Genomic DNA, 24516 nt, shown 5'->3' on the forward strand with positions numbered 1-24516 from the left:
AGGGTGGTACCGCGGTACCCCCGGTCCGGGTAGGACAGGCGGCCGGCGCATCGGCCGGATGGTCACGCCCGGGACCGGTGAGGCGTCGTCCCTCCGTTGGAGAACCAGCCCGACGGAGATTACGACTATGGAGACCGGGTCCCCACGATGAGCACCCCTCTGCGGCATCCCACCTTCGCTCCGCTGCCCGCCCAGGTGGACCTGCCCGCCCTGGAGCGGGAGACGTTGGCCCGCTGGCGCGACACCAAGGTGTTCCACCGTTCGCTGGAGGCCACCGCGGACCGCCCGCTGTGGGTTTTCTACGAGGGCCCACCCACCGCCAACGGCAGGCCGGGGGCGCACCACGTGGAGGCCAGGGTCTTCAAGGACCTGTTCCCCCGCTACCGGACGATGAAGGGCTACCACGTTCCCCGGCGGGCGGGCTGGGACTGCCACGGGCTGYCCGTCGAGCTCGCGGTCGAGAAGGAGCTCGGCTTCACCAGCAAAAACGACATCGAGGCGTTCGGCATCGCCGAGTTCAACGCCCGGTGCCGCGAGTCGGTGCTGCGCCATGTCGCGGACTTCTCCGCGATGACCGAGCGGATGGGCTATTGGGTCGACCTCGATGGCGCCTACCGCACCATGGACACCAGCTACGTCGAGAGCGTCTGGTGGTCGCTCAAGCAGATCTTCGACCAGGGCCTGCTGGTCGAGGACTTCCGGGTCACCCCGTACTGCCCGCGCGACGAAACGCCGCTTAGTGACCACGAGGTGTCCCAGGGCTACTCGGACGTCGACGACCCCTCGGTCTACGTCCGTTTCCCGCTCGTCGCCGACGCCCTGGGCCTCGCCGGGCAGGGTGCGCAGCTGCTGGTATGGACGACGACCCCGTGGACGCTGGTGTCGAACACGGCGGTGGCCGTTCACCCGGAGGTGGAGTACGTCCTGGCCCGCGCGGGGGACGGGGAGTTGTTCGTCGTCGCCGAACCACTGGTCACCGCGGCCCTCGGCGAGGACGCCGAGATCGTCGAGCGGTTCCGCGGGGCGGAGCTGGCCGGTGCCCGCTACACCCGCCCGTTCGAGCTGCTGGCGGCCGAGCGGTTCGCGGCCGGCACCGGCGTCCCGCACTCGGTCGTGCTCGCCGACTACGTGACGACCACGGATGGCACGGGCCTGGTCCACCAGGCGCCAGCGTTCGGCGCGGAGGACCTCGCGGTCTGCCGGGCGAGCGGGCTGCCGGTGGTGAACCCGATCGGGACGGACGGTCGCTTCCTCGCCGACGTCCCCCTGGTCGGCGGGATGTTCTTCAAGGATGCCGACGCGCCGCTGACCGCCGACCTGCGCGAGCGGGGCCGGCTGTGGCGGGCGTCGACGTATACGCACAGTTATCCGCACTGCTGGCGCTGTCACACACCGTTGATCTACTATCCGCTGCCGTCCTGGTACATCCGGACCACCGCCATCCGCGACGAGCTGCTGGCGCAGAACGAGCGGACGACCTGGCACCMCGAGCGGATCAAGACCGGTCGGTACGGCGAGTGGCTGCGCGGCAACGTCGACTGGGCGCTGTCCCGCAACCGATACTGGGGGACACCGCTGCCGGTCTGGCGCTGCGACGACGACCCCACCCACCTGGTGTGCGTCGGGTCACTCGCGGAGCTCTCCGAGCTCRCCGGGCGGAACCTGGCCGACCTCGACCCGCACCGCCCGTTCGTCGACGAGGTCACCGGGACCTGCCCGACCTGTGGCGGCGCCTCGCACCGGGTGCCCGAGGTGATCGACGTCTGGTATGACAGCGGCGCGATGCCGTTCGCCCAGTGGGGCGCCCCGCACCACAACCTCGCGGCGTTCACCCGGCAGTACCCGGCGCAGTACATTTGCGAGGCGATCGACCAGACCCGCGGCTGGTTCTACACGATGATGGCGGTCGGCACGCTGGTGTTCGGCCGCTCCTCCTACGAGACGGTGCTCTGTCTCGGCCTGCTCCTGGACGCCGACGGCCGCAAGATGAGCAAGCATCTCGGCAACGTGCTCGATCCCTTCGAGCTGTTCGAGCGGCACGGCGCGGACGCGGTCCGCTGGCTGATGCTCGCCGGCGGCTCGCCGTRGGCGGACCGCCGGGTGAGTCACGAGGCGATCGAGGACATCGTCCGCAAGGTCCTGCTCACCTACTGGAACACCTCGTCCTTCTTCGCTCTCTATGCCGGGGCAGCCGGCTGGCGCCCAGGCGCGGACCCGGCCGCGGACCCGCGCGCGACACCGCCGGCCCGACGGCACGTGCTGGACCGCTGGGCGCTGTCCGAGCTCGCGGCCACCGTCGCCGAGGTGGACGATGCGCTGGAGAACTTCGACTCGCTGCGGGCCGGGCGGCGGATCGCCCGGTTCGTCGACGACCTGTCCAACTGGTACGTCCGCCGGTCCCGCCGCCGGTTCTGGGCCGGCGACGCCGACGCCCTGAGCACCCTGCACACCTGCCTGGACGCGCTGACCCGGGTGATGGCGCCGTTCACGCCGTTCCTCACCGACTGGCTGTGGTCACGGCTGTTCGCCGACGCATCCCCGCGGACCCCCGACTCGGTGCACCTGGCCGCCTGGCCCGAGCTCCCGGCGGGGCTGCACACGCCGGAGCTCTCGGAGCAGATGGATCTCGTCCGGCGGATCGTGGAACTCGGCCGCGCCGCCCGGGCCGCCAGCGGGGTGCGCACCCGCCAGCCGTTGCCGCGGGCGGTCGTCGGCGCGAGTGCCTTTGACGAGCTCTCCCCCGAGCTGATCGCGCAGATCACCGAGGAGCTCAACGTGACCACGGTGGAGCCGGCGACCTCGGAGGTCGTCGACATCTCGGTGAAGCCGAACTTCCGGGCGCTGGGGCGGCGCTTCGGCAGGAACACCAAGGCGGCCGCCGCGGCCATCGCGGCCGCCGGTCCTCCCGTCAACGGACGGCTCACCGTCACCGTTGACGGGGAGGACGTCGAGCTGTCCGGGGACGAGCTGATCATCACGGAGACGCCGCGGCAGGGCTGGGCGGTCACCGCCGAGTCCGGGCTCTCCGTCGCCCTCGACCTGGAGATCTCCCCGCAGCTCGCCCGCGCCGGGCTCGCCCGCGACGTCGTCCGGGTGCTCCAGGACGCGCGCAAGGCGGCGGGGCTGGAGATCACCGACCGGGTGGACGTCTCCTGGGCGGCGACGCGCGAGGAGACCGCGCTCGCTCTGCGTACCCACGGTCAGACGGTGGCCGAGGAGGTGCTGGCGGTCTCCTTCACCGAGGCGGCCCGCACGGAGCTACCTGCGGCGCAGCCGCGCGAGACGGCAGCCCGCTCGGCGGCCGAGGAGCTGGGCCTGGCGTTCACGCTCACCCGGCACGAGACGACCGGCGGCTGAGACCGAGGCCCGGGGTCAGCGAGAGGCCCGGGGCCAGCGAGAGGCCCGGCGTACTGCTCCCGCCGGGAGCAGCGCCGCGGCGGCCAGCGTCAAGATCAGGGACGCATAGACGAAACCGCTGCCGGCGAGGATGCCGACCACCGCAAGAACCGTACACAGAGCAAGAACCGCTCCACAAAGCGTCAGCATCTCTCGATCACCCCATCACGAGACCGGCCGTCCGCGCCGGTGCCGAGGGCCACGCCGGACCCGCCGAGGGCCGCGCGGTGGATGATCAGAACTCCTGCATTCCCGGGGCGTCCCGCCGGGTGGCGTCCATGTCCGGCCGGCCGTGACCGTTGTCGCGGGCCATGGYGGCGCCGGCGGGCAGGGGCGGACCGGGCGGGAAGGTCGGCTGGTGGGCGGGGCTCTGCGCAGCGCCACTGGGCCCCATGCCCACCGCGGGCGGTGTGGGTCCACCACCCGGGTTGAGGCCCGGCCGCGGAGGCCCGCCGGCACCGACGGCCGGCTGGGTCGGCATGCCGTCCAGGTCCCGCAGCTGCATCTCCAGGTAGGCCCGCAGCCGGGTGCGGTACTCCCGCTCGAACGCCCGAAGCTGCTCGACCTGGCCCTCGAGACGACGCTTGTCGTCCTCCAAGCCGCCGAGCTGCTCGGCCACGTGCGCCCGGGCCTCACCGATGATGCGGTCCGCGTCCGCCCTCGCCTCGCGGCGGGCGCGTTCGGACTCCGCGCGCGCCTCGCGCAGCGCCTCGTCCGCCGTGCGCTGGGCCAGCACGAGGGTACGGGCGACCCGCTGCTCGATGTCGGCCTCCACCTGCGGGTTGCCGCCGGCCCGGGCGGGCGGTCCGGAGGTACCCACCGCCGAGATCACCGTGGTGGGGGCGCCACCCTGCTGCGGCGCGGGGGGCTGCGGCTGCTGGCCCCGCTCCCGGGCAGCCTGGGCGGCCTGGGCCTGCGCCTGGGCGATCTGGCGACGCGCCTCGTCGAGCTGGCGGCGCAGGCCCTGGTTCTCCTCGAGGATCTGCGCGGGCACGCCCGGACCACCACCGCCGGAACGCCGGGCCTCGTCGAGCTGCCGGCGCAGGTCGCTGTTCTCGTCCAGCAGCCGCGTCAGCTCGGCCTCGACCTCGTCGAGGAAGGTGTCGACCTCATCCTCGTTGTAGCCCGTGCGAAACCTCGTCGGACTGAAGACCTTGTTCTGAACGTCCTGTGGTGTCAGAGCCACGTCGCCTCCTCGTGCGGCATCGCCGCTCCCCGAAGAGAGGGCGGTCTGCGGGCAGTCTGCCGCGCCCGCGCTCGCGGTGTGCACAACAACCCCGTCACAGCCTCTGCGCATAGCTTCGAAGCACGATGACCACTAGGAAGAGCAGCAGGAACCCGAGGTCAAGCGCAACGCTACMCACCCGCAACGGCGGAAGAAATCGCCGGATGAATCGTAACGGAGGGTCAGTTACCGTGTACAYGATCTCGAAGACCAGTACCAGCGGGCCGGTCGGGCGGAACGATCGGCTGAGGGCAAGAACCAGATCGATGATCCATCGTGCTATCAGGAGCAACAGATAGACCGTCAGCACCCAAAAGATCAAGCTTCCTACTGTGCTGATGGTGCTCTCTCCTGAGAAACGGGGGGGACGCGAACGCCCCCTGACTATGACTGGTTGTAGAACCCACCCTCGCGGATGCGTCGCTTGTCCGTCTCGGTGACCTCGACGTTGTGCGGCGAGAGCAGGAAGACCTTGTTTGTCACCTTCTCGAGGTCGCCCCGCAGCCCGAAGATCRGACCTGCGGCGAAGTCGACCAGCCGCTTGGCGTCGGCATCGTCCATGTCGGTGAGGTTCATGATAACGGGCGTCCCGTCCCTGAACTCCTCGCCGATCTGGCGCGCCTCATTGTAGCTGCGTGGCTGAAGCGTGGTGATCCGGTAGGGGTGCGACTCCTCCACYGCGGCCACCCTGCGCATCGGCACGGGACCGGCGGGACGCAGCGGTTCGACCGGTGGACGTCGCGGCATGGCGACCGGCTCCTCACGTGCGTCTATCCGACGGACCGTACGGTCCATCGGAACCGGTTCGTGCATAGCACGCCGGTCGTCACGACCGACCGCACGACCGTCGTCATAGTCGTCGTCGAGATAGTCCTCATCCTCCTCGGCCAGACCGAGGTAGACCATCGCCCTGCGCCCGAGCCCCATGGGCGCGACTCTRAGGGACACCAGGCCGTTCACCGAACAAAGCGGTGCCGATCCGAAGGTGTGTCGCGCCTTCGGCCACAGCGTCCTCAAGATCTCCCGACATGCCGGCACTGATGACGGTGGCCTGGGGATGCCCCACCTTCAGGCGTTCCGCCACCTCACGCAGTCGCGCGAACGCAGGTCGTGGCTGCCCCCTCCGGGGGGCGACAGCCATCACGCCTCGCAGGGCCAGTCCCGGCGCCTCCTCGACAAGATCGGCCAGGGCGGAAAGGCCGGCCGGATCGATCCCTCCGCGCCTCGAGCCGGCGATCGACGCGCCGATCTTCCCATCGGAAGCACCAGGGAGGTCCAACGAGACCTGGAGACAGATCRACAGCGGGCGGCCGCGTTCCATTGCCAGCCGGGAGAGCACTGGCACCAGGCTCACCCGATCCACCGACTGCACCCAATCCGCCCAACGAAGAACGGATCTGGCCTTGTTGCGCTGCAGTTGTCCCACGAAATGCCAGATCGGATCGTCGGAACCGGTGGCACCGGAGGACAGGCCGTCACCGGTTCCCTTGGCCGGGACGCTCCGTTCCCCGCCGATCAGCCGGGTGACGAGACTCACCTTCGGCCCGGCCTCCTGCTCCCGGTTCTCGGCGAAGTGCCGCACCCCGAGCGTGTGCATCATCACAACATCCTGGGGTGGGTAGGTTTTACTGACCGCAATGAGGGTGAGGTGGTCCGGATCACGGCCCGCGGCCCGGGCCGCCCCCGCGATCCGAGCCCGGACCTCGGCCAGCCGCTGCGTCAACCGGTCCAGGCGCGCCGGATCGAGCTCGATCGGGGCGGGCCGGTCCGGGGCGGGCCGGTCCGGGTCGAACGGTCCGTCGGACTCCCCCGAGCCGGATGCGCCATGCCTCGCGGGCATCTCGGGCCGGTGGATCATGGCGTCGGCCCGAGCCAGGCCAGACCGGCGAAGCGTCCCGTCCGACCCTCTCGACGGTAGGAGTAGAGCTCCGGATCCTCGGCGGTGCATCGAGCAGAAATTGTTATATCGGTCACACCGGCGGCGGCGAGTTGACGACGGATACCGGCACGCAGGTCGATCGCCGCGGTGCCGACGCGGGTGGTGGCCGCACTCCCCGGCACCTGGGTATCCACCTCGCAACGAAGATCCTCCGGCACCTCGTAACAGCCGGCACAGATACATGGACCGATGGTGACACGGAGCTCGTCCCGGGCGGCGCCGAGCCGCTCGAGGGCCCCAAGAGTGGCGTGTATCACGCCACTGGYCATCCCAACCCGGCCGGCGTGCGCCACTCCCACCACCGCGGGGGCCTCGAACAGCACCGGTGCGCAGTCGGCAACCATCACGGCGAGCACGAGGCCGGGGACATCGGTCACCAGCGCGTCCGCCTGTGGAGGCGGCCCGTGCCGACGCAACACGGCGACCTGCCTCCCATGCACCTGCCGCATGTACTGGACCGGCATCCGCAGCCGGTCGACGAGCCGGCGTCGGTTGACGGCGACGGCCTCGTCGGCATCCCCGACGTGGTCGCCCAGATTGAGTCCCTCGRACGGCGGGTCGCTGACCCCGCCCGAGCGCGAGGTGACGAGAACCGGCATGCCGGAAGTCTGCCTGGCACCGGCTACTTGAGGAAGTCCGGCACGTCCAACTCGTCGTCGTCGGCCACCGGCCGCACCGGCCGGCGAGGCGGGTAGGTCGGCCGGGGAGCAGTGCGCGGCGGCTCCGGGCGGTGCTGACCATAGGCCTGATCGACCGGCGGCTCCACCGGTTCACGGTTCGGCGGGGCGAGGCGAGACTCGATCGTCGGGATCACGGTCGATTCGGCCGTGGCGGCCGCAGCGGGTTCGTTCGAGGCCGGCGCCCCCGGCAGCGGTTCCGGGTGGTAATGACCGACGTTCGACGGCGCGATCGGCGGCGGGGGTGCCTGCAGGTAGCTCGGTGTGGGCGGCGGGACCGGCGCGACGGGCGGGGGCGCGGCGGGGGTGGCGGGGGCGGCGGGCGGCGTCCGAGACGGGACTGTGGAGATCGTCGGCAGCGGCGGCAGGATCGTTGTCGCGGGCGAGGTGGCCGGGGCGGCCACCGTCGGCGGCCCGGCAGCCGACCCGCCGGCCGGCCCCGGCGGGCGCCGCTGCCCCGCCGCGTTGAGGGTGCGGGTCCGCCGGTCCTGGACGGTGTCGAAGCCGGCGGCGATGACCGTCACCCGCACCTCGTCCCCGAGTGCGTCGTCGATGACCGCACCGAAGATGATGTTCGCTTCCGGGTGGGCCGCGTCGGCGACCAGCTCGGCGGCCGCGTTGATCTCGAACAGGCCGAGGTCCGACCCACCCGAGATGTTGAGCAGCACCCCCTGAGCCCCGTCCATGCTCGCCTCGAGCAGGGGGGACGCGATGGCCTGTTCGGCGGCGACGGTGGCCCGGTCGTCGCCGCGGGCCMGTCCGATGCCCATCAGGGCGCTGCCGGCATGGGACATGACCGTCTTGACGTCGGCGAAGTCCAGGTTGATCAGGCCGGGCGTGGTGATCAGGTCAGTGATGCCCTGGACACCGGAGAGCAACACCTGGTCGGCGCTGCGGAAGGCGTCGAGAACGCTGATGTCCCGGTCCGTCATCGCCAGCAGACGGTCGTTCGGGATGACGATGAGGGTGTCGACCTCATTACGCAAAGTGTCGATACCGGTGTCGGCCTGAGTGGCCCGGCGCCGACCCTCGAAGGTGAACGGCCGGGTGACCACACCGATGGTGAGTGCTCCGAGGGAGCGGGCGACGTTCRCGACGACCGGCGCACCGCCGGTACCCGTGCCACCACCCTCACCCGCGGTGACGAAGACCATGTCGGCCCCCTTGAGGACCTCCTCGATCTCCTCCCGGTGATCCTCGRCAGCCTGGCGGCCGACCTCGGGGTCGGCTCCGGCGCCGAGGCCTCGGGTGAGCTCACGGCCGACATCGAGTTTCACGTCGGCGTCGCTCATGAGCAGGGCCTGGGCATCGGTGTTGATGGCGATGAACTCGACGCCCTTGAGACCGACTTCGATCATCCGGTTGACGGCGTTGACGCCACCACCACCGATCCCGACGACCTTGATGACCGCGAGATAGTTCTGTGGGGCAGCCATGCGGTGTCGGTCCTCCAGCGGCGTCGGTGGTCGGACGGGGGTTACCCCGCCCCTGCGCCGCCGCGGGAAGGCGGAGCCGCGCGGCGAGCGAGGAAAGCAGTCGAAGTCTCAACCTTCACCGTCAGCTAGACGGTTACAGTTATGTCAACTTCCGACTGTGGATCGGACAGTAGGCACGGCTTCGGCGGTGGTCAAGGACGCTGTCGGCGCGTCACGACTTTCCCCGCATGGTGGCTTCGCCACAATGCGGGGACCCCCGCCCCGGAAGGAGTCTGTGGTAACCGTGACTCGCCTCCGGCGACCTTCCCGGCGCAGCCGACGGGGGCTTCGTCTCAATGTACGGACCCCGATCAATGTACGGATCCCGACGCCTGGCCGTGCCACGGATCAAGAGACCTCACCACCACCGGGGCCGATGATGGTGTACTGCCTCCCGTGACCGGTCAGCGCACCCAGCACGTCCATTTCCTCGGCATCGGAGGCAGCGGCCTGTCTCCGCTGGCCCAGATCCATCTCGCGGGCGGCGGGACGGTGAGCGGCAGTGACTCCGAAGACTCGCCCCGGGTGGCGACCCTACGCGCACGGGGGGTACCGATCCGGATCGGGGCCACGCCCGGTCCGGCCGCCTTCGCCGCCGAGCTCGCCGGTGCGGATGTCGTGGTCGCGTCCAGTGCGCTGCCCGACGACCATCCGGAGATCGTCGCCKCCCGCGCGCTCGGTCTGCCCGTGCGCCGCCGTTCGGAATGGCTACCGGAGCTCACCGCCGGCTACCGGCTGGTCGCCGTCGCCGGTTCGCACGGCAAGTCGACCACCTCGGCGATGCTCACCCTGGTCCTGCGCGCCGCCGGGCTGGATCCCACGGCGGTCATCGGCGCGGAGGTGTCACAGCTGGGAGGGAACGCGCTGGCCGGCTCCGRCGACGTCTTCGTCCTGGAGTCCGACGAGTACGGCGGCGCCTTCGCGGGCCTCGACCCGAGCATCGCCGTCATCACCAACGTCGAGTGGGAGCACCCTGACGTCTTCCCCGACGAGGCATCGGTCCGGACGGCCTTCGCCGCGTTCGCCCGACGGGTCCGGCCGGGTGGACGACTGGTCGTCTGCGGAGATCATCCCGGGGTGGTCGCCGTCCTCACCGAGCTGGGTCGCCAGCGGCCCGGCAATGACGTCGCGGTGAATGACGTCGCGGTGATCGACTACGGCTTCGGTGCCGAACGCCACTGGCGCGCCGTCGACGTCGTCACCACCGCGGGGGACGACATGACCAGGGCGACCGTCCTGCGGGCCGGTCAGGAGATCGGCGCGCTGACCCTGACGGTACCCGGCCGGCACTCGGTGCTGAACGCGCTCGCGGTCCTCGCCACCGCCACCGAGCTGGGAGTCGCTCCCGCCCAGACCCTCACCACCCTGACGACCTTCACCGGCGCGGCCCGACGGTTCGAGTTCGTGGGCTTCTGGAACGGCCCCGCCGACAGCACCGGCGTCGGACCCGCCGGAGGTCCGGGCAGCCTGGAGGTGATCGACGACTACGCGCATCATCCGACGGAGGTCCGTCTGACGCTCGCCGCGGCCCGTTCACGGGCTCGGGGACGGCAGATCTGGACGGTACTCCAGCCACATACGTTCAGTCGGTTCGCCGCGCTACTGGACGACTTCGCGGCCGCGTTCAGCGACGCCGACCGGGTGTACGTCACCGACATCTATGCCGCCCGCGAGACCGACGACCTCGGTCTGCATGCCGTCGACCTGGTCAAGCGGGTGAGCGAGCCGGCGGCAACATACTACGTGTCCTGGCCCGAACTCGTCGAACGACTCRCCACGGACGTCCGCGTCACCCTGAGCGACGAGGCGTCGCGGGGGATCCTGCTGCTCACGCTCGGAGCGGGAACGATCACCACGGTCGGTCCCCGGCTRCTGGCCGCCCTGGGCTTCTCGGCGGCCGGTTGACCGTTGCATGTGAGCGTCCAATGGCRCTCTCATGCCGCCTTACCTCGCCGCGACGGGTACTCCCCCACGGCCGTCCGAACGGCGGTGAGGTACCGCGGTGGGGTACCGTCGAAAACAAGAAGGGCTTCAATTCTCTCGTACAAAGAAGTGCCATCCGATGCCCGTGAGACGGCGCCTCCTCCCCGGCGTGAAAGCGGCACCGCGCCGCGGACCCGTAACGCCGACGCGACGTCCCGGGCGATGATCCTGCCGGCTGTTGCCCGGCGTCGATGGTTGACTGCCGCAACACGCCCCCGCCGGCATGGYCGGCGGCGACAGGTGAGGATCGRGACGATGGCCGACACGCAGGACCCGCGCAGACCTGGCTTCGACGTCAGGGCGGTCAATCAGACCGTGATCGCCGAGTACCGGGCGACTGGCGGCGTGTTGGAGAAGACGCTGCCCGGTTCCAGGCTGGTGCTCGTGACGACGACCGGGCGGCGCAGCGGGAAGGAGCACACCACCCCGCTGGGGTACGTCATGGACGGCGGTCCCGGCCGCATCGTCGTCTTCGCGTCCAACATGGCCGCCCCACGGCATCCGGACTGGTACCAGAACCTGACGGCCGAGCCGAAGGTCGTGGTGGAGCTCGGCACCGACCGGTTCGAGGCCGAGGCGTTGACCGCCACCGGGGACGAGCGGCAGCGGCTCTACGAGGCACTGGTCGAGACGATGCCGGGGATCCGCGGCCACCAGGAGCAGGTGGAACGGGAGATCCCGGTGGTCGTGCTGGTCACGCTGTGATAACCGGCCAGCGTTGGACACCMCCTGGCTGTCCAGCGGCCGGGGACGGCGGAGCGGTCAGGGAGCCGCGTGCCGCGGGCGGGATCGCCGCCGGGTGGYGGCGGCGTCCCGGATCATGGCGACGATCGCGGCGGCGGCCTGGGGATGGCCGCTGCCGGCGCAGGCGGCCGACATCTTCGCCAGCCGTTCGGCGGAGATGAGCACCGGCAGCGCGTTCTCGAGCAGCCAGGACGCGCTGAGCTCGGCGTCGTCGACGAGGAGACCACCGCCGGCCTCCACCGTCGGCAGCGCGTTGCGGCGCTGCTCACCGTTGCCGTGCGGCAGGGGGACGTACACCGCCGGGAGCCCCGCCGCGGCGAGTTCCGCGCATGTCATCGCGCCCGACCGGCACAGGGTCATGTCGGCCGCGGCGTAGGCCGAGGGGATGTGGTCGAGGTACGGCCGCAGCTCGTATGGCGTGGGCAGGTCGAGGGGCAGCGCCGCGGCGACCTCGTCGAAGTTCTTCGGTCCGGTCGCGTGCAGCACCTGGATCCCGGCGGCGGCAAGGGGATGCGCCGCCGCCGTCATCACCTGGTTGAGCGAGCGGGCGCCCTGCGAACCGCCGAAGACGAGCAGGGTCGGCCGGTGYGGGTCGAGCCCGTAGCGCGCCCGGGCGGCCCGCATCGCGGCCGGGGAACGGTCGAGGGTGAGGATCTCCCCCCGCAGCGGGATCCCGGTGAGCGTCGCGCCGCGCAGGGGCGTGCTCGGGTAGGACGTGGCGACGAACGGGGTGAGCCGGGCGCCGAGCCGGTTGGCCAGTCCCGGCAGCGGGTTCGCCTCGTGCACCACGATCGGGATGCCGCGGCGCCGGGCGGCGAGGTACGCGGGCGCGGACACRTATCCACCGAACCCCACGACCACGTCCRCCCGAACCAGGTCGAGGGTCTCCCCCGCCTGACAGATCGCGTCGAGGAACCGGGCGGGCARCTTGAACACGGCCGGGGTGGGGCGGCGCGGCATCGGGACCTTCGGCACCGTCGCCAACTCATGGCCCCGGGCGGGCACCAGGCGCGCCTCCAGACCGGTCGCGGTGCCGAGCAGGGTCAGCCGTACCCGGGAGTCGGTCGCCCGCAGCGCGTCCGCGACGGCGAGTGCGGGTTCCACGTGGCCGGCTGTCCCGCCGCCGGCGAGCACTACGCTTCGCAACATCGGTCAAGACGATGACACATCACGCCGTCTCCCGGGCAGCCCGGCCCCGGTTACCCGGGCCCGCACACGGGATGATATGCGCCCCGACGAACGCCCCGACCCGGACTCCGGCACCGGACCCACCGGACCCGACCGCGCGTCGTCGACCGGTACGAGGCCGAGGTCCGGTCGGTGGCCCCGGCGGCCGGGCGGCCGCCTCTCCTCCCGCGGTATCACCCCGGTGGCATCGGCGCGCCGCTCCCGGCCGCGGCGCCAGCGCTGGCGGCGCCGGCCGGACGCGGCGAGACGCGCGGCGTGGCGTTCCTCGGCCCGTCGGGACAAGAATTCGGCCGCGGCCGGCTCGGACCGGGCGAAGGAGAGCAGCATGCCGAGGGCCGCGAGGGTCGGCAGCAACGCGGAGCCACCGAACGACACCAGCGGAAGGGTGACGCCGGTAATCGGCAACAGACCCACGACGGCACCTATGTTGACCACCGCCTGGACGAGGATCCAGGCGGTGACCCCCGCTGCGGCGAGCCGGACGAACAGCTCGTCACAACGGTGCGCAATCCGCAGGCCCGCGTATCCCAGCACGCCGAACAGGCCCACCACCACCAGGCTGCCGACCAGCCCGAGTTCCTCGCCGATGATCGCGAGGATGAAGTCGGTGTGCACCGCGGGCAGTAACTGCGGCCACTTCTCCCGGGATGCRCCAAGGCCCTCCCCCCACCAGCCGCCGGTCGACAGGGCATAGATGCCCTGCACGGCCTGGAAGCCGTCGCCGTGCGCGTCGGCGAACGGATCGGTGAACGACAGCAGGCGCCGGACGCGGTAGGGCTCGACCACGGCGAGGACCGACGCCGCCGCGACCATCGATCCCAGGATCCCGGTGTAGAGGCGCATCGGGGTACCGATCACCCACAGCACGGTCAACGGCACGACGGTCACGCAGATCGCCCCGCCGAGATCCGGTTCCAGCAGCAGCAGCAGGTCGATGAACAGGAACACCGGGACCAGCGGAACGAGCAGGTGTTTGGGGTCGGACAGCAGCCGCCGTTTGCGGACAAGCAGATCCGAACACCACAGCGCAAGGGCGATCTTCGCCAACTCGCTGGGCTGGATCGTGATCGGCCCGACGACGATCCACTGGCGGGCGCCACCACGCACGCTGCCGATACCCGGGATGAGCACCGCCATCAGCATCAGCACGGTCCCGAGCAACAACGGGTAGGCAAAGGCGCGGAAGACCCGCACAGGCAGCCGGGAGGCGACGGCGACCACCGGCAGACCGATCGCGACCCAGATCACCTGCCGGATGAACAGCGTGTAGGAGGAGCCGAAGTCGGCGTAGGAGCGCACGCTCGACGCCGACAGGACCATGACCAGTCCGAGCACCAGCAGCAGAGCGGCCGAGGACAGCAGCAGGTAGTAGGACGCCAACGGCCGGTCGAGCAGCGGCAGCCGTGCTTCGGCCCCGTCCGCCGCGCCGGTTCCCCCGCCGGCGGAGTCGGGCTCGGCCGCGGAGCCGGTTCGCACGGCTTTGGGCCCTCGCGCCGCCCGCGCGGGCCGCGCCGACGTCCCGGTGGACGGCGGCGACGACGCTCCCGACCCCGCCACGGTTACCCCTCTCGTGCGCGGACCGCCGCCGCGAACAGATCTCCGCGCGCCGCGTAGTCCCGGAACATGTCCATCGAGGCCGCGGCCGGCGCCAAGAGCACAGTGTCACCGGTGGTCGCGAACGCCGCCGCAGCCTTCACCGCATCGTCCATGCCGTCAGCCCGTTCCACGGGGACATCGGGGGCGTGTCGGGCGAGAGCGGCGGCGATCTCATCGGCGCAGCGCCCGATGAGGACCGCGGCGCGCAGCACCCGGCGCGCGTCGCGGACGAGATCGTCGAAGGCGAGGCCCTTGTTGAGGCCGCCCGCGATCCACACCACCGAGGGGTAGCCGGCCAGCGACGCGGCGGCGGCGTGTGGGTTCGTCGCCTTGCTGTCATCCACCCAGCGGACCCCGTCGATGACGGCCACCTCGGCGTTGCGGTGGGCGCCGGGCCGGAAAGCGACGAGCGCCGCGCCGATCGCGGCCGGGCCAACGCCCTCGGCGCGGGCAAGCGCGGCGGCGGCCAGCGCATTGGAGATCATGTGCGGACTTGTCAGCACGAGGTCACGGACGGCGACCAGCCGCCCGCCACCGAAGGCGTCGTCGACGAGGTGGCCGTCGACGACGGTCAGGCCGGGCCGCGGCCGGGCCGCCGGGTCGAGACCGAACAGGACCCGCCGCCCCGGAGCGGCGGCGAGCAGGTCCGCGCTGGTTGCGTCGTCGGCGTTGCCGATCGCGGTCGTCCCGGGACGACGCCAGATCCCCGCCTTCGCTGCCGCATAGGCCGCCGCGCCCCCGTGCCAGTCGAGATGGTCGGGGGCGACGTTGAGCACGGCCGCGGCGAGGGGGGCCATGGTGTGGGTGTAATGGAGCTGGAAGCTGGACAGTTCCACCGCGAGGGTCTCGTAGGGCGGCTCGGCGGCAACCGCGTCCACGATCGGGGTCCCGATGTTCCCGGCGGTGGTGGATCGCCGGCCACCGGCGGCGAGCATCGCGCCGAGCATCTCGGTGGTCGTCGTCTTGCCGTTCGTTCCCGTGACGGCGAGCCACCGGCTCCCACCCCGCCACCGCCAGGCGAGCTCCACCTCCCCCCAGACCGGGATCCCGGCGCCGGCCGCCCCGGTGATCAGCGGGGCCGTCGGCGGGACGCCGGGCGAGGTGACGACGAGGGCGCTGTCCCCGGGGCCGGCCGGCAGGCCGCCGAGGTTCACCTCGGCCCCGAGCGCCCGCAGCGTCGCGGCCGCACCCTGGTGACGTGGGGAGTCGCCGGCGTCGACGACCCGGACCCGCGCACCGCGGGCAAGCAGCGCCCGGGCCGCGGCGAGCCCGGAGACCCCGATCCCGACGACCAGCACGGGCAGGCCCGCCCAGGAGATCGAGGTCGTGAGGTTGCCTGGGCCCTGACCGTCGCCCGGGCCCTGACCGTCGCCCGTCATGGCGTCAGCCACCTCCGTGGGAGAGGAACTCCGCGTAGAACAGGCCCAGGCCGAAGGCCACCGCGAGTCCCGAGACGATCCAGAATCTGATGATCACCGTCGTCTCGGGCCATTCGGCGAGCTCGAAATGGTGATGGATCGGCGCCATGTTGAACACGCGTTTCTTCGTCGCCTTGAAGAACGCGACCTGGATCATCACGGACAGGGTCTCGATGACGAACAGGCCGCCGAGGACGACGAGAAGCAGCTCGGTCCGGCTGACGATCGCGATACTGGCGAAGGCACCRCCCAGCGCGAGCGACCCGGTGTCCCCCATGAAGATCTTCGCCGGGCTGGCGTTCCACCACAGGAACCCGAAACAGGCCCCCATCGCCGCCGCCGCGACCAGCGCGACGTCGAGGGGATCACGCACGAGGTAACAGCCCGCCTCGGCCGCGTGCGGCTCGCACAGGTTGCCGAACTGCCAGAAGGAGATGATGACGTACGCGCCGAACACCATTGCCGAGGTGCCGGCCGCGAGGCCGTCGAGGCCGTCGGTGAGGTTCACCGCGTTAGAGGTCGCGGCGATGATGATCCAGGCCAGCAAGGGAAAGGCGATGATGCCGACGGAGAGGCTCGTGTCCCGCACGATCGAGATGTACGTCGAGYCGGGGAGCAGCCCGGCGTCGTTCTTGAACCGGACGGCCAGCAGGCCGAAGACGATCGCGACCGCGGCCTGCCCGGTGAACTTCATCCGGGCGGTGAGCCCGAGGCTGCGCTGCTTGCGGATCTTGATGTAGTCGTCCAGAAAGCCGACCAGGCCAAGCCCGGTCATCACCATCAGCACAAGCAGACCCGACGCGGTGAACCCGATGCCGGTCACCAGGTGGGCCAGGAAGTACCCGGCCAGGGCAGCGACAATGATGACAGTGCCCCCCATCGTGGGGGTGCCCCGCTTGGTCAGGTGGCTGGACGGCCCGTCCTCGCGGATCTCCTGGCCATATCCCTGCCGGCGGAAGAGCCGGATCACCCAGGGTGTGCCCAGCAACGACACGACCAACGCGACCATGGCCGCGATAAGAACGCCTCTCACGCGTGCGTCACCCGCGCGGGTCCGCGTGTGTGAAGCCAGCCGTCCGCCGTCATGTCCCCTCGATCCCGGCGCCGAGGACGCCGAATCTGGTCACCAACGCCTCGGCGACGCGCTCCAGACCGAAGGACCGGCTGGCCTTGACCAGTACCACGTCGTCCGGTCCGGCCTGCGCGGCCACCAGGGCCACCRCCTCCTCGGCGTCGGTCACCTCCACCGACTCCCCGTCCCAGGAGCCTTCCAGCGAGGCGCCCAGGTGGATATGGCGGGCCGCCGGACCCACCGCGATCAGTCGATCGACCCCGAGGCGGACCGCGAACCGGCCGAGCACGTCGTGCTCGGCGGCGGCGGCGTCACCGAGTTCCCCCATCGGACCGAGCACCGCGAACGCCCGGCCCTTCCCCCGCATGTCCACCAACGCCTTCAGCGCCGCCCGCATCGACTCCGGGTTCGCGTTGTAGGCGTCGTTGACGACCACCACCCCGGCCGCGGTGGAGGTCACCTCCATCCGCCACCGGCTGCGCGGGCGGGCGGCGGACAGCGCCGCGGCGACCCGGTCCGGGGACAGCCCCAGCCGGATCGCGACGGCCGCCGCGGCCAACGCGTTCGGCACCTGGTGCGCGCCGACGAGCCCGAGGGTCACCCGATGGTGCTCGCCGTGCGCCAGCAGGTCGAACGAGGCGCGGMCCAGCCGGTCGACATCGACGGCACCGGCCCGCACGTCGGCCCGTCCACCCTCCCCGAAAGTGATCACTTCGGCCGTCGTCCGAACCGCCATCGCCGCGACCAGCGGGTCATCGGCGTTGAGCACGACGGCCTCGCTCGCGGCCTCGGCAAGCTCGCCCTTGGCCGCGGCGATCCCCAGCCGGCCGTCGGCGTACTCGCCCAGGTGGGCACTGCCGACGTTGAGGACCACCCCCACAGCCGGGCGGGCTACCGCGCAGAGGGTGGCGATGTGCCCCGGACCGCGGGCACCCATCTCCAGGACGACGAACGCCGTGTCCGGCTCGGTGCGCAGCAGCGTCAGCGGCAGTCCGATCTCGTTGTTGAAGGAGCCGGGCGCGGCCACCGTCGGGGCGAGCCCGCCCAGCACGTCGGCGAGCAGGTCCTTGGTCGTCGTCTTGCCCGCCGACCCGGTCACGGCGACCACGGTGGCGGCGGCCAGATCACGGACGTACGCGGCGAGCGCGGCGAGCGCCGAAGGCGGATCGGGAACGATGACGGCCGGCTCGCCCACCGACCGGGCGGCGAGCACGGCGGACGCGCCGGCGGCGACGGCGGCGGCGGCGAAGTCGTGCCCGTCGACCCGGCTGCCAGCCAGGGCGACGAACAAGGCGCCGTCGCGGACCTCGCGGGAGTCGACGACGACCGAACGCACCGTGACGCCCGGGTCGGGCACCGCGTCGAGCCGGCCGCCGGTCGCCGACGCGACCTCGGCCAGGGTCAGCGGGATCATCTCCTCTCCACCGAGGAGAGCGCGGCGCGCAGGGCGACCCGATCGTCGAAGGGGGTCACCACCCCCGCCTGTTCCTGGCCCGACTCATGACCCTTGCCGGCGACAACGACGGCGTCCTGAGGTCCGGCCTCGGCCACGGCGGCCGCGATGGCCGCGGCGCGGTCCGGTTCGACCAAGACCGTGGCCGAGGCCGACAGCGCCGTGACCCCGGCGAGCATCTGGGCGAGGATCTCCGCCGGATCCTCCGAGCGCGGATTGTCGTTCGTGAGGATCGCGACGTCGGCGAGTGTCGCCGCGGCGGCCCCCATCAGCGGGCGCTTGCCGCGGTCGCGGTCGCCACCGCAGCCGAGCACGACGATGACCCTGCCCTTCACCAGCGGGCGAACCGTCTCGAGCAGCGTCGTGACCGCGTCCGGGGTGTGCGCGAAGTCGACCAGGGCCAGGAACGGCTGGCCGGCGTCGACCCGCTCCATCCGGCCGGGCACCCCGGGCAGGGAGCCGATCCCCGCCGCCGCCGTGGCCGGGGGGACCCCGATGGCGACGAGCAGCGCCAGCGCGCCGAGCGTGTTGGCGACGTTAAAGGCGCCGGGCAGCGGCACGGACAGATCCACCCGCAGCCCGTCCGGACCCTCGGCGCGCAGCAGTGTGCCGGTCGGCCCGTAGGAGACGTCCCGGGCCGTCCAGTCGGCCGGCCCCTCGACGGCGAACGTGATCGCGCCGGGATGCCGTTCGGCGAGCCGGCGGCCCCACCGGTCCGCCACGCCGATCACCGCGACGGCGGTCCGGGCCGGGTCGAACAGGGACGCCTTCGCCGCGAAGTAGTCCTCCATGGAGGAGTGGAAGTCCAGATGGTCCTGGCTGAGGTTGGTGAACACGGCCCCGGCGAAGTGCAGGGCGTCGGCCCGGTGCAGGGCCAGCGCGTGGCTGGACACCTCCATCGTGGCGGCCCCCACGCCACGCTCGACCATCGTGGCGAGCAGGGCCTGCAGGTCGCTCGCCTCCGGGGTGGTGCGGGCGGAGGCCAGCCGTTCGTCGGCGATCCGGGTCTCGATCGTGCCGATCAGGCCCGTGGTGTGGCCGGCGGCGCGCAGCCCGGCGTCGAGCAGGAAGGCCGTGGTCGTCTTCCCGTTGGTGCCGGTGACGCCGAGCAGGCGCAGCGCCGCAGAGGGATCACCGTAGATCCTCGCCGCCACCGGGGCGAGGTCGCGCCGTGGATCGTCGCTGACAAGCACCGGGACTTCCCCGGGGGGGCCGGGCGGCATGGCCGCGATCCGGCGGGCGCCCTCGGCGTCGGTGAGCACGGCGACGGCGCCGCCGGCCACCGCGGCGGCCGCGAAGGCCGCACCGTGCGTGTGGGCACCGGGCAGTRCCGCGTGGAGGTCGCCCGGCCGGACCGCATGCGAGTCGTGGGTGACGCCATGCACGATCACGTCCGTGTCCGTGTCCGCATGTGTGTCCGCATGTGTGTCCGACGGCGAATGTCCCGCACCCGCGAACGCCGCCGGCTCCGGGACGGGCGCCACGGCCGCGAGCACCGCGCGCAGATCGGCGAGGCTGCACGCGGGCGGGGCAGCCGGTCGAGGTGCCGGAGAGGTCACGGTCACGACCTTAGTGGGGGCGGGCACGGCCATCCCCACGGGCGCCCGGGCACGGCGGTGGTCCAGCCGACCTTCCCCGCCCACCACGTCCCGGCGCGGATCGCGATCATCTGTCCAGGTCGAGCAGGAGCGGTGCGGGCCTGGTGATCGGCTGTGGCACGCCGAGGGTGGTCAACGCGAAGGACATGACACGTTGGAACACGGGCGCGGCGACCTGACCGCCGAAGTAACCCTTCTTCGGGTTGTCCAGGACGATCTCCACCACCACCCGCGGATCATCCGCCGGGGCGAACCCGATGAACGAGGGAACGTAGCCCTGGTAACCGCCGTGCACCGGGTCGGGCCGTTTGGCGGTGCCCGTCTTGCCGGCCACCCGGTAACCGGGAACCTCGGCAAGCGGCGCCGTGCCCTCGTTCGTCGCCACCGCCTCGAGCATCCGGGTGAGCGTGGCCGCGGTCTGCGCGCTGACGACGCGCTGACCAGGCGGTTGGGGAGTCACCTTGACGACGCCGTCCGGACCGGTGATGGCGTCGACAAGCCGCGGGGTCACGCGAACACCGCCGTTCGCGATAGTCGCGTACACCGAGGCCATCTGGAGCGCCGTCGCCGACATGCCCTGCCCGTAGGAAATGGTGGCGGCCTGGCTGCCCGACCAGTCCCGGGCTGCCGGCAGCAGGCCGGCGCCCTCGCCGGGGAAGTTCAGACCCGTGCGGGCACCGAGCCCGAACGAGCRCAGCGCCTGCTCCAGCCCGATCCGCCCGACCCGCTCGGAGATCTCCACGGTGCCGATGTTGCTGGAGCGGGCCAGGACGCCGGCGGCGGTGAGATGTTCGACGCCGTGCGGCTCGGAGTCCTCGATGCGTACCCCACCCCGGGTGATGAACGGCGGGATGGTCATCGGGGTCTCGGAGGTGATCAGACCGCGGTCCAGCGCCGCGGCCATCGTGATCACTTTGTTGACGCTGCCGGGCTCGTAGGCGTCCCGCGTGGACCGATTGCCCAGCGCCGGGGTGTCCCGGGCGGTGATGTTGTTCGGGTCGAACTGCGGCGCGTCGGCCATCGCGAGGATGTCCCCGGTGCGGGGGTCCATCACGACGGCCGTGCCGCCGTCGGCCTCGGAGGTACGGACCGCGTCGGCGATCGCGTTCTGGGCGTTCCACTGGATGTCCCGCTCGAGGGTCAGGCGCAGCGAAGAACCCGGGATCGGGTCCTTCTCGCGGCTCTGGCCCGAGGGGATCTCGATGCCCGCCGGGTTCGCCTCCAGTCGGCGAAGGCCGTCGGTACCGCGCAGCACCTCGTCATACGCCAGCTCCAGCCCGCCGCCGCCCTCGAGGATGTCACCATCGCCGTGCCGCATGAACCCGATGACGTTCGCGGCCAGTTCCCGGGACGGGTAGGTGCGTCCGCGTTCCTCGGTGATGCCGATACCGCGCAGCCCCAGGGCGCTGACCTTCTCCGCCACGTCCGGAGTGAGCCCGCGGGCGAGGTAGACGAACTTGATGTGCTCGGCCGGGTCGGTGGTAAGCCGTCTGCGCAACGCCTCGGTGCTGTCGTYGAGGACCGGCGCGAGCTTCGCGGCCGTCCCCGCGATGTCCCTGACGTTCGTCGGGTTCGCGTAGACGGCCCGCAGCTCGACATACTGCGCGAGCGTGTGGCCCGCCCGGTCGGTGATGGCGCCACGCGCCGCGGGCAGCACGATGGTCCGCAGCCGCTGGGCCTCGGCCTGGGCCGCGTAGGTGGAGGCGGAGAAACCCTGCAGCTGGGTCAGGCGCAGCCCGAGGACACTGAGGACCGCGCACATGAGCACGATGGACACCCGCAGCCGCCGACGCGGGCTGCCCAGCCGGTAGGCGCGACGAGCCGGGGGGTGCCGCGGCCGGCTGACCCGACCGGGACGCCAGGGCACCGAGCCTGGCCGGCCCACATACCGGCCGCCCGGATACCGGCCGTCGTGCTCCTCGTCGCCGTACTCGTCCGCACCGGGCCCGTCGCCGACCGCCCGACCCGGGTCGTCGACATCCCTCCGCAACCGACCGCCATACACTGAAGGTGGCGGTGGAGGAACAAGGCGTAGCCGTCCGCGGCCGCGCTGAGGGGAGCCCGGGGGCGTCGAGCTCACTGCCCGGCTCCGGCCTTTCCCGCCGCCCCGATCGCGGCACCACCGGCCGCGGCAGCGTTCGCCCCGGTGGCGGGAAGGTGGGCGTGAGCGGTTCCGCCGGCACCACCCGCCGTCGCGCCGGCCGCTGGCTGACCGTTCTTCCCGGGACCGCCGGTCTTCCCGGGACCGCCGGCCGGGCTCGGGCCGGGCGATGCGGGCACGACGATGATGACGGATCCGCTGCCCGGTTCCCGGGCCAGGGTCCGGGAACCAACGGGCAGCGGAGCGCCCGGCGGAAGGTATTCCGGTATCCCGCCGGGGATCATGCCGTAGCGGGAGGCCTGCGCGGCCAGCGACGCCGGATCGGAGAGCTGGTCGGCATGCACCGACAGCGCCTGTTCCTCGTCGGCCAGGGCGGACGCCCGATTGCGCAGAGTGTTGGCCTGGAACGAGTTCTCCATCAACGCCAGGTTCAGCAGCAGCAGGCAGAGCAGACCAGCGCCCAGCAGGACCAGCAGCAACACGACGAAGGGACCCTTGCGGCCCCCGTCCGGCGCAGGCCGGACCACCGCGAGCCGCGCCCGGCTCGACGCCCGGCGCGGCTGCGGGCCGATGGCCGGAGCGGTCGCGGCGGCCGAGCGGGCCGCGGGCCGCCCCGTCGAGGGGGTCGGGGCGCTTGTCATCCGCCCAGGGCCCCCTTGCCCGGAGCCGGTCCGGGCGGAGCCGGTCCGGGCGGAGGCGGAACCGGAACGCCCGGCGCGGGCGAGCGGCTGCGCGGGAGCGGTCACGATGCACCTCCGGTCGGTTTCCGGGTGTGGTCCGGGTTCGGCGCGGTACGTTCGACGGCACGCAGGCGGACGGAGGCCGCCCGCGGGTTCTCGGCCTTCTCGGTCTCGCTCGCCGGTTCCGCACCTCGGGTCAACCAGCGCAACCTGGGGCCCGCGCCCTCGGGCACCACCGGCAGGTCCGGCGGGACCGAGGCCTCCGCGTAGCCGCGCAGTTGCCGCTTGACCAGCCGGTCCTCAAGCGAGTGGTACGACAGGACGACGAGCCGGCCGGACACGGCCAGCGCGTCGAAGGCCGCGGGCAACGCCCGGGCGAGCACGTCGAGTTCGGCGTTGACCTCGATACGTAACGCCTGGAAAGTGCGTTTTGCCGGATTGCCGCCGGTCCGCCGGGCCGGCGCCGGGATGGCGTCGCGTACCAGGTCGGCGAGCCGCGCCGAGGTGGCGAACGGGGTGACGGCCCTGGCCTGGACGATCGCACCGGCGATGCGGCGGGCGAAGCGCTCCTCGCCGTATTCCCGCAGGATGCGGGTCAGCGCGTCGGCATCGTAGGTGTTGAGGACGTCGGCGGCCGTCCTGCCCCGTGTCTGGTCCATCCGCATGTCCAGCGGCGCGTCCCGGGAGTAGGCGAACCCACGGTCGTCCGTGTCCAGCTGCAACGACGACACGCCGAGGTCGAACAGGATGCCCTGCACCACCGGATGACCGAGCCGGTCCAGGATCTCGGCCACCTCGTCGTAGACGGCGTGGACGAGCTCCACCCGGCCGGGGGCGAGCCCGTGCAGCCGCTCACCGCTGCGCTCCAGGGCGTCGGGGTCGCGGTCGAGCCCCACCAGCCGTACGTGCGGGAAGGCCGTGAGCACAGCCGCGGCATGCCCAYCGAGACCCACCGTCGCGTCCACCACGATCGCTCCGGATGCCCGCAGGGCGGGAGCCAACAAAGTCAGTACACGGTCGGTCAGCACAGGCGTATGTGTGGCGTTCAGTGCTGAGCCTCCCTCGACCGCTCGTGGACCTCGTCTTCAGATGTGCTGACGGGCATGGGGGCTTCGTCGGCGGAAGCCACCGGGCGGCGGGCCCGGGTCGGGTGACCGGGGCCGACCGCCCTCGCGTACGTCCCGGATGCCGGCCGCCGGGGRAGGGACAGCCGGAGGGGACGGTGCGCGTGGCGAGCCCGCGGAGCACCCGGATCCATGAACCCAAGGCAGCTCAGATCACTCCGGGCAGGACCTCCTCGGACAGCTCGGCGAAGCTCTCCTCCTGGCTTTCCAGGTAGGCCTGCCACCGCTGGGCATCCCAGATCTCAATCCGGGTGTTGGCCCCATTGACCACGCAGTCGCGCATCAAGCCCGCGTAGGACCGCAGCGGAGCCGGAACCGTGATCCGCCCCTGCCGGTCCGGCACGTCGTCCGCGGCCGAGGAGAAGAACACCCGACTGTAGTCACGCAACGCCTTTGCGGTAACCGGAACGGTACGGAGGGACTCGCTGATCCGAGTGAACTCCGCCATCGGAAAGACGTACAGGCAGCGTTCCTGCCCCTTGGTGATCACAAGCCCCCCTCCAACTCGYCGCGGAATTTCGCGGGCAGCGTCAGTCGCCCTTTGTCGTCGAGCCGCGGCGCGTGGCTGCCGAGAAACACCGGCAACCTCCTCGCCACTGCGAGGAAGACAGCGACAGGTCACCCCGCGACGGCCACCCGTAAGCTGCTGTCCCCCACTGCGCGCCACTCTACCCCACTCCCCCCCACCCGACACCCCCTCAACACCCCGCACCACCCCACCGAACCCCCTCTATCGGGGGTCGCCCGCGATACCTAAGAAGAAGGTGGTATAAATCGCAAAAAATCAGTACAAATGACTCTGGTGGGCGAAGGAACATTTGGTCTCACTCGCCGTCCCGGCGAGGCC

The 24516-nt window shown here is 71.7% G+C and carries 18 protein-coding genes and 1 pseudogene; 3 read left to right on the forward strand and 16 right to left on the reverse strand.

The window, feature by feature from the left end:
* Positions 1-147: 147 nt before the first annotated feature.
* Entirely contained in the window at positions 148-3357 is a 3210-nt protein-coding gene (gene ileS, locus Manayef4_RS21325; RefSeq protein WP_070133200.1) for an isoleucine--tRNA ligase, read from the forward strand.
* Between the two features lie 274 nt (positions 3358-3631).
* On the opposite strand, the gene Manayef4_RS21330 is transcribed toward ileS, so the two are convergent.
* The 6 genes from Manayef4_RS21330 to ftsZ all read right to left on the reverse strand — a co-directional run bounded on the left by Manayef4_RS21330 (position 3632) and on the right by ftsZ (position 8673).
* Entirely contained in the window at positions 3632-4582 is a 951-nt protein-coding gene (locus Manayef4_RS21330) for a DivIVA domain-containing protein (protein ID WP_070133099.1), read from the reverse strand.
* Positions 4583-4676: 94 nt separating this feature from the next.
* Entirely contained in the window at positions 4677-4931 is a 255-nt protein-coding gene (locus tag Manayef4_RS21335) for a YggT family protein (RefSeq protein WP_070133101.1), read from the reverse strand.
* A gap of 74 nt (positions 4932-5005) precedes the next feature.
* On the reverse strand, positions 5006-5548 hold the full coding sequence (sepF, locus tag Manayef4_RS21340) for a cell division protein SepF (RefSeq protein WP_070133202.1): 543 nt from the start codon (positions 5546-5548) through the stop codon (positions 5006-5008).
* A complete protein-coding gene (locus Manayef4_RS21345; RefSeq protein WP_254665782.1) occupies positions 5496-6461 on the reverse strand; it encodes a YggS family pyridoxal phosphate enzyme in 966 nt (321 codons plus the stop codon). Before Manayef4_RS21345 ends, sepF begins: the two co-directional genes overlap by 53 nt.
* Positions 6462-6475: 14 nt before the next feature.
* A complete protein-coding gene (gene pgeF / locus Manayef4_RS21350; RefSeq protein WP_070133103.1) occupies positions 6476-7159 on the reverse strand; it encodes a peptidoglycan editing factor PgeF in 684 nt (227 codons plus the stop codon).
* A gap of 23 nt (positions 7160-7182) precedes the next feature.
* Positions 7183-8673 (reverse strand): cell division protein FtsZ, encoded by a 1491-nt coding sequence (ftsZ, locus tag Manayef4_RS21355; RefSeq protein WP_070133105.1) that lies wholly within the window; start codon positions 8671-8673, stop codon positions 7183-7185.
* 435 nt (positions 8674-9108) lie between these two features.
* On the opposite strand from ftsZ, the gene murC reads away from it, so the two are divergent.
* Complete coding sequence (murC, locus tag Manayef4_RS21360) at positions 9109-10617, forward strand: UDP-N-acetylmuramate--L-alanine ligase (protein WP_070133107.1); 1509 nt, start codon at positions 9109-9111, stop codon at positions 10615-10617.
* 333 nt (positions 10618-10950) lie between these two features.
* Complete coding sequence (locus Manayef4_RS21365) at positions 10951-11400, forward strand: nitroreductase family deazaflavin-dependent oxidoreductase (RefSeq protein WP_011435858.1); 450 nt, start codon at positions 10951-10953, stop codon at positions 11398-11400.
* A 57-nt stretch (positions 11401-11457) separates the two neighbouring features.
* Here Manayef4_RS21365 and murG read toward each other — a convergent pair whose 3' ends face one another.
* The 10 genes and pseudogenes from murG to mraZ all read right to left on the reverse strand — a co-directional run bounded on the left by murG (position 11458) and on the right by mraZ (position 24248).
* Entirely contained in the window at positions 11458-12588 is a 1131-nt protein-coding gene (murG, locus tag Manayef4_RS21370) for an undecaprenyldiphospho-muramoylpentapeptide beta-N-acetylglucosaminyltransferase (RefSeq protein ID WP_070133109.1), read from the reverse strand.
* A 3-nt stretch (positions 12589-12591) separates the two neighbouring features.
* A complete protein-coding gene (ftsW, locus tag Manayef4_RS21375; RefSeq protein ID WP_011435856.1) occupies positions 12592-14184 on the reverse strand; it encodes a putative lipid II flippase FtsW in 1593 nt (530 codons plus the stop codon).
* Positions 14185-14186: 2 nt separating this feature from the next.
* Positions 14187-15602, reverse strand: coding sequence for a UDP-N-acetylmuramoyl-L-alanine--D-glutamate ligase (gene murD, locus Manayef4_RS21380; protein WP_011435855.1), 1416 nt, complete (start codon positions 15600-15602; stop codon positions 14187-14189).
* A 4-nt stretch (positions 15603-15606) separates the two neighbouring features.
* A complete protein-coding gene (mraY, locus tag Manayef4_RS21385) occupies positions 15607-16674 on the reverse strand; it encodes a phospho-N-acetylmuramoyl-pentapeptide-transferase (protein ID WP_070133110.1) in 1068 nt (355 codons plus the stop codon).
* A 49-nt stretch (positions 16675-16723) separates the two neighbouring features.
* Entirely contained in the window at positions 16724-18127 is a 1404-nt protein-coding gene (murF, locus tag Manayef4_RS21390; RefSeq protein WP_070133111.1) for a UDP-N-acetylmuramoyl-tripeptide--D-alanyl-D-alanine ligase, read from the reverse strand.
* On the reverse strand, positions 18124-19758 hold the full coding sequence (locus tag Manayef4_RS21395; RefSeq protein ID WP_083282627.1) for a UDP-N-acetylmuramoyl-L-alanyl-D-glutamate--2,6-diaminopimelate ligase: 1635 nt from the start codon (positions 19756-19758) through the stop codon (positions 18124-18126). The genes murF and Manayef4_RS21395 overlap by 4 nt, the downstream gene beginning before the upstream one ends.
* Before the next feature lie 73 nt (positions 19759-19831).
* A complete protein-coding gene (locus Manayef4_RS21400) occupies positions 19832-21844 on the reverse strand; it encodes a penicillin-binding protein 2 (RefSeq protein WP_070133113.1) in 2013 nt (670 codons plus the stop codon).
* Positions 21841-22611, reverse strand: a complete 771-nt coding sequence (locus Manayef4_RS21405; RefSeq protein WP_023840961.1) for a hypothetical protein — start codon at positions 22609-22611, stop codon at positions 21841-21843. Before Manayef4_RS21405 ends, Manayef4_RS21400 begins: the two co-directional genes overlap by 4 nt.
* Positions 22608-23594 (reverse strand): 16S rRNA (cytosine(1402)-N(4))-methyltransferase RsmH, encoded by a 987-nt coding sequence (gene rsmH, locus Manayef4_RS21410; RefSeq protein WP_070133114.1) that lies wholly within the window; start codon positions 23592-23594, stop codon positions 22608-22610. The genes Manayef4_RS21405 and rsmH overlap by 4 nt, the downstream gene beginning before the upstream one ends.
* A 223-nt stretch (positions 23595-23817) precedes the next feature.
* Positions 23818-24248: pseudogene (mraZ, locus tag Manayef4_RS21415) on the reverse strand (division/cell wall cluster transcriptional repressor MraZ).
* Positions 24249-24516 lie beyond the last annotated feature (268 nt).

The organism is Frankia sp. CgMI4, assembly GCF_001756285.1.
Classification (GTDB): Bacteria; Actinomycetota; Actinomycetes; order Frankiales; family Frankiaceae; genus Frankia; species Frankia casuarinae.

What these genes read in the sequence shown, in the direction of transcription:
- Manayef4_RS21365 (WP_011435858.1), top strand. Translation starts at nt 10,951, where the DNA reads ATGGCCGACACGCAGGACCCGCGCAGACCTGGCTTCGACGTCAGGGCG.
- murD (WP_011435855.1), bottom strand. Translation starts at nt 15,602, where the DNA reads ATGACGGGCGACGGTCAGGGCCCGGGCGACGGTCAGGGCCCAGGCAAC.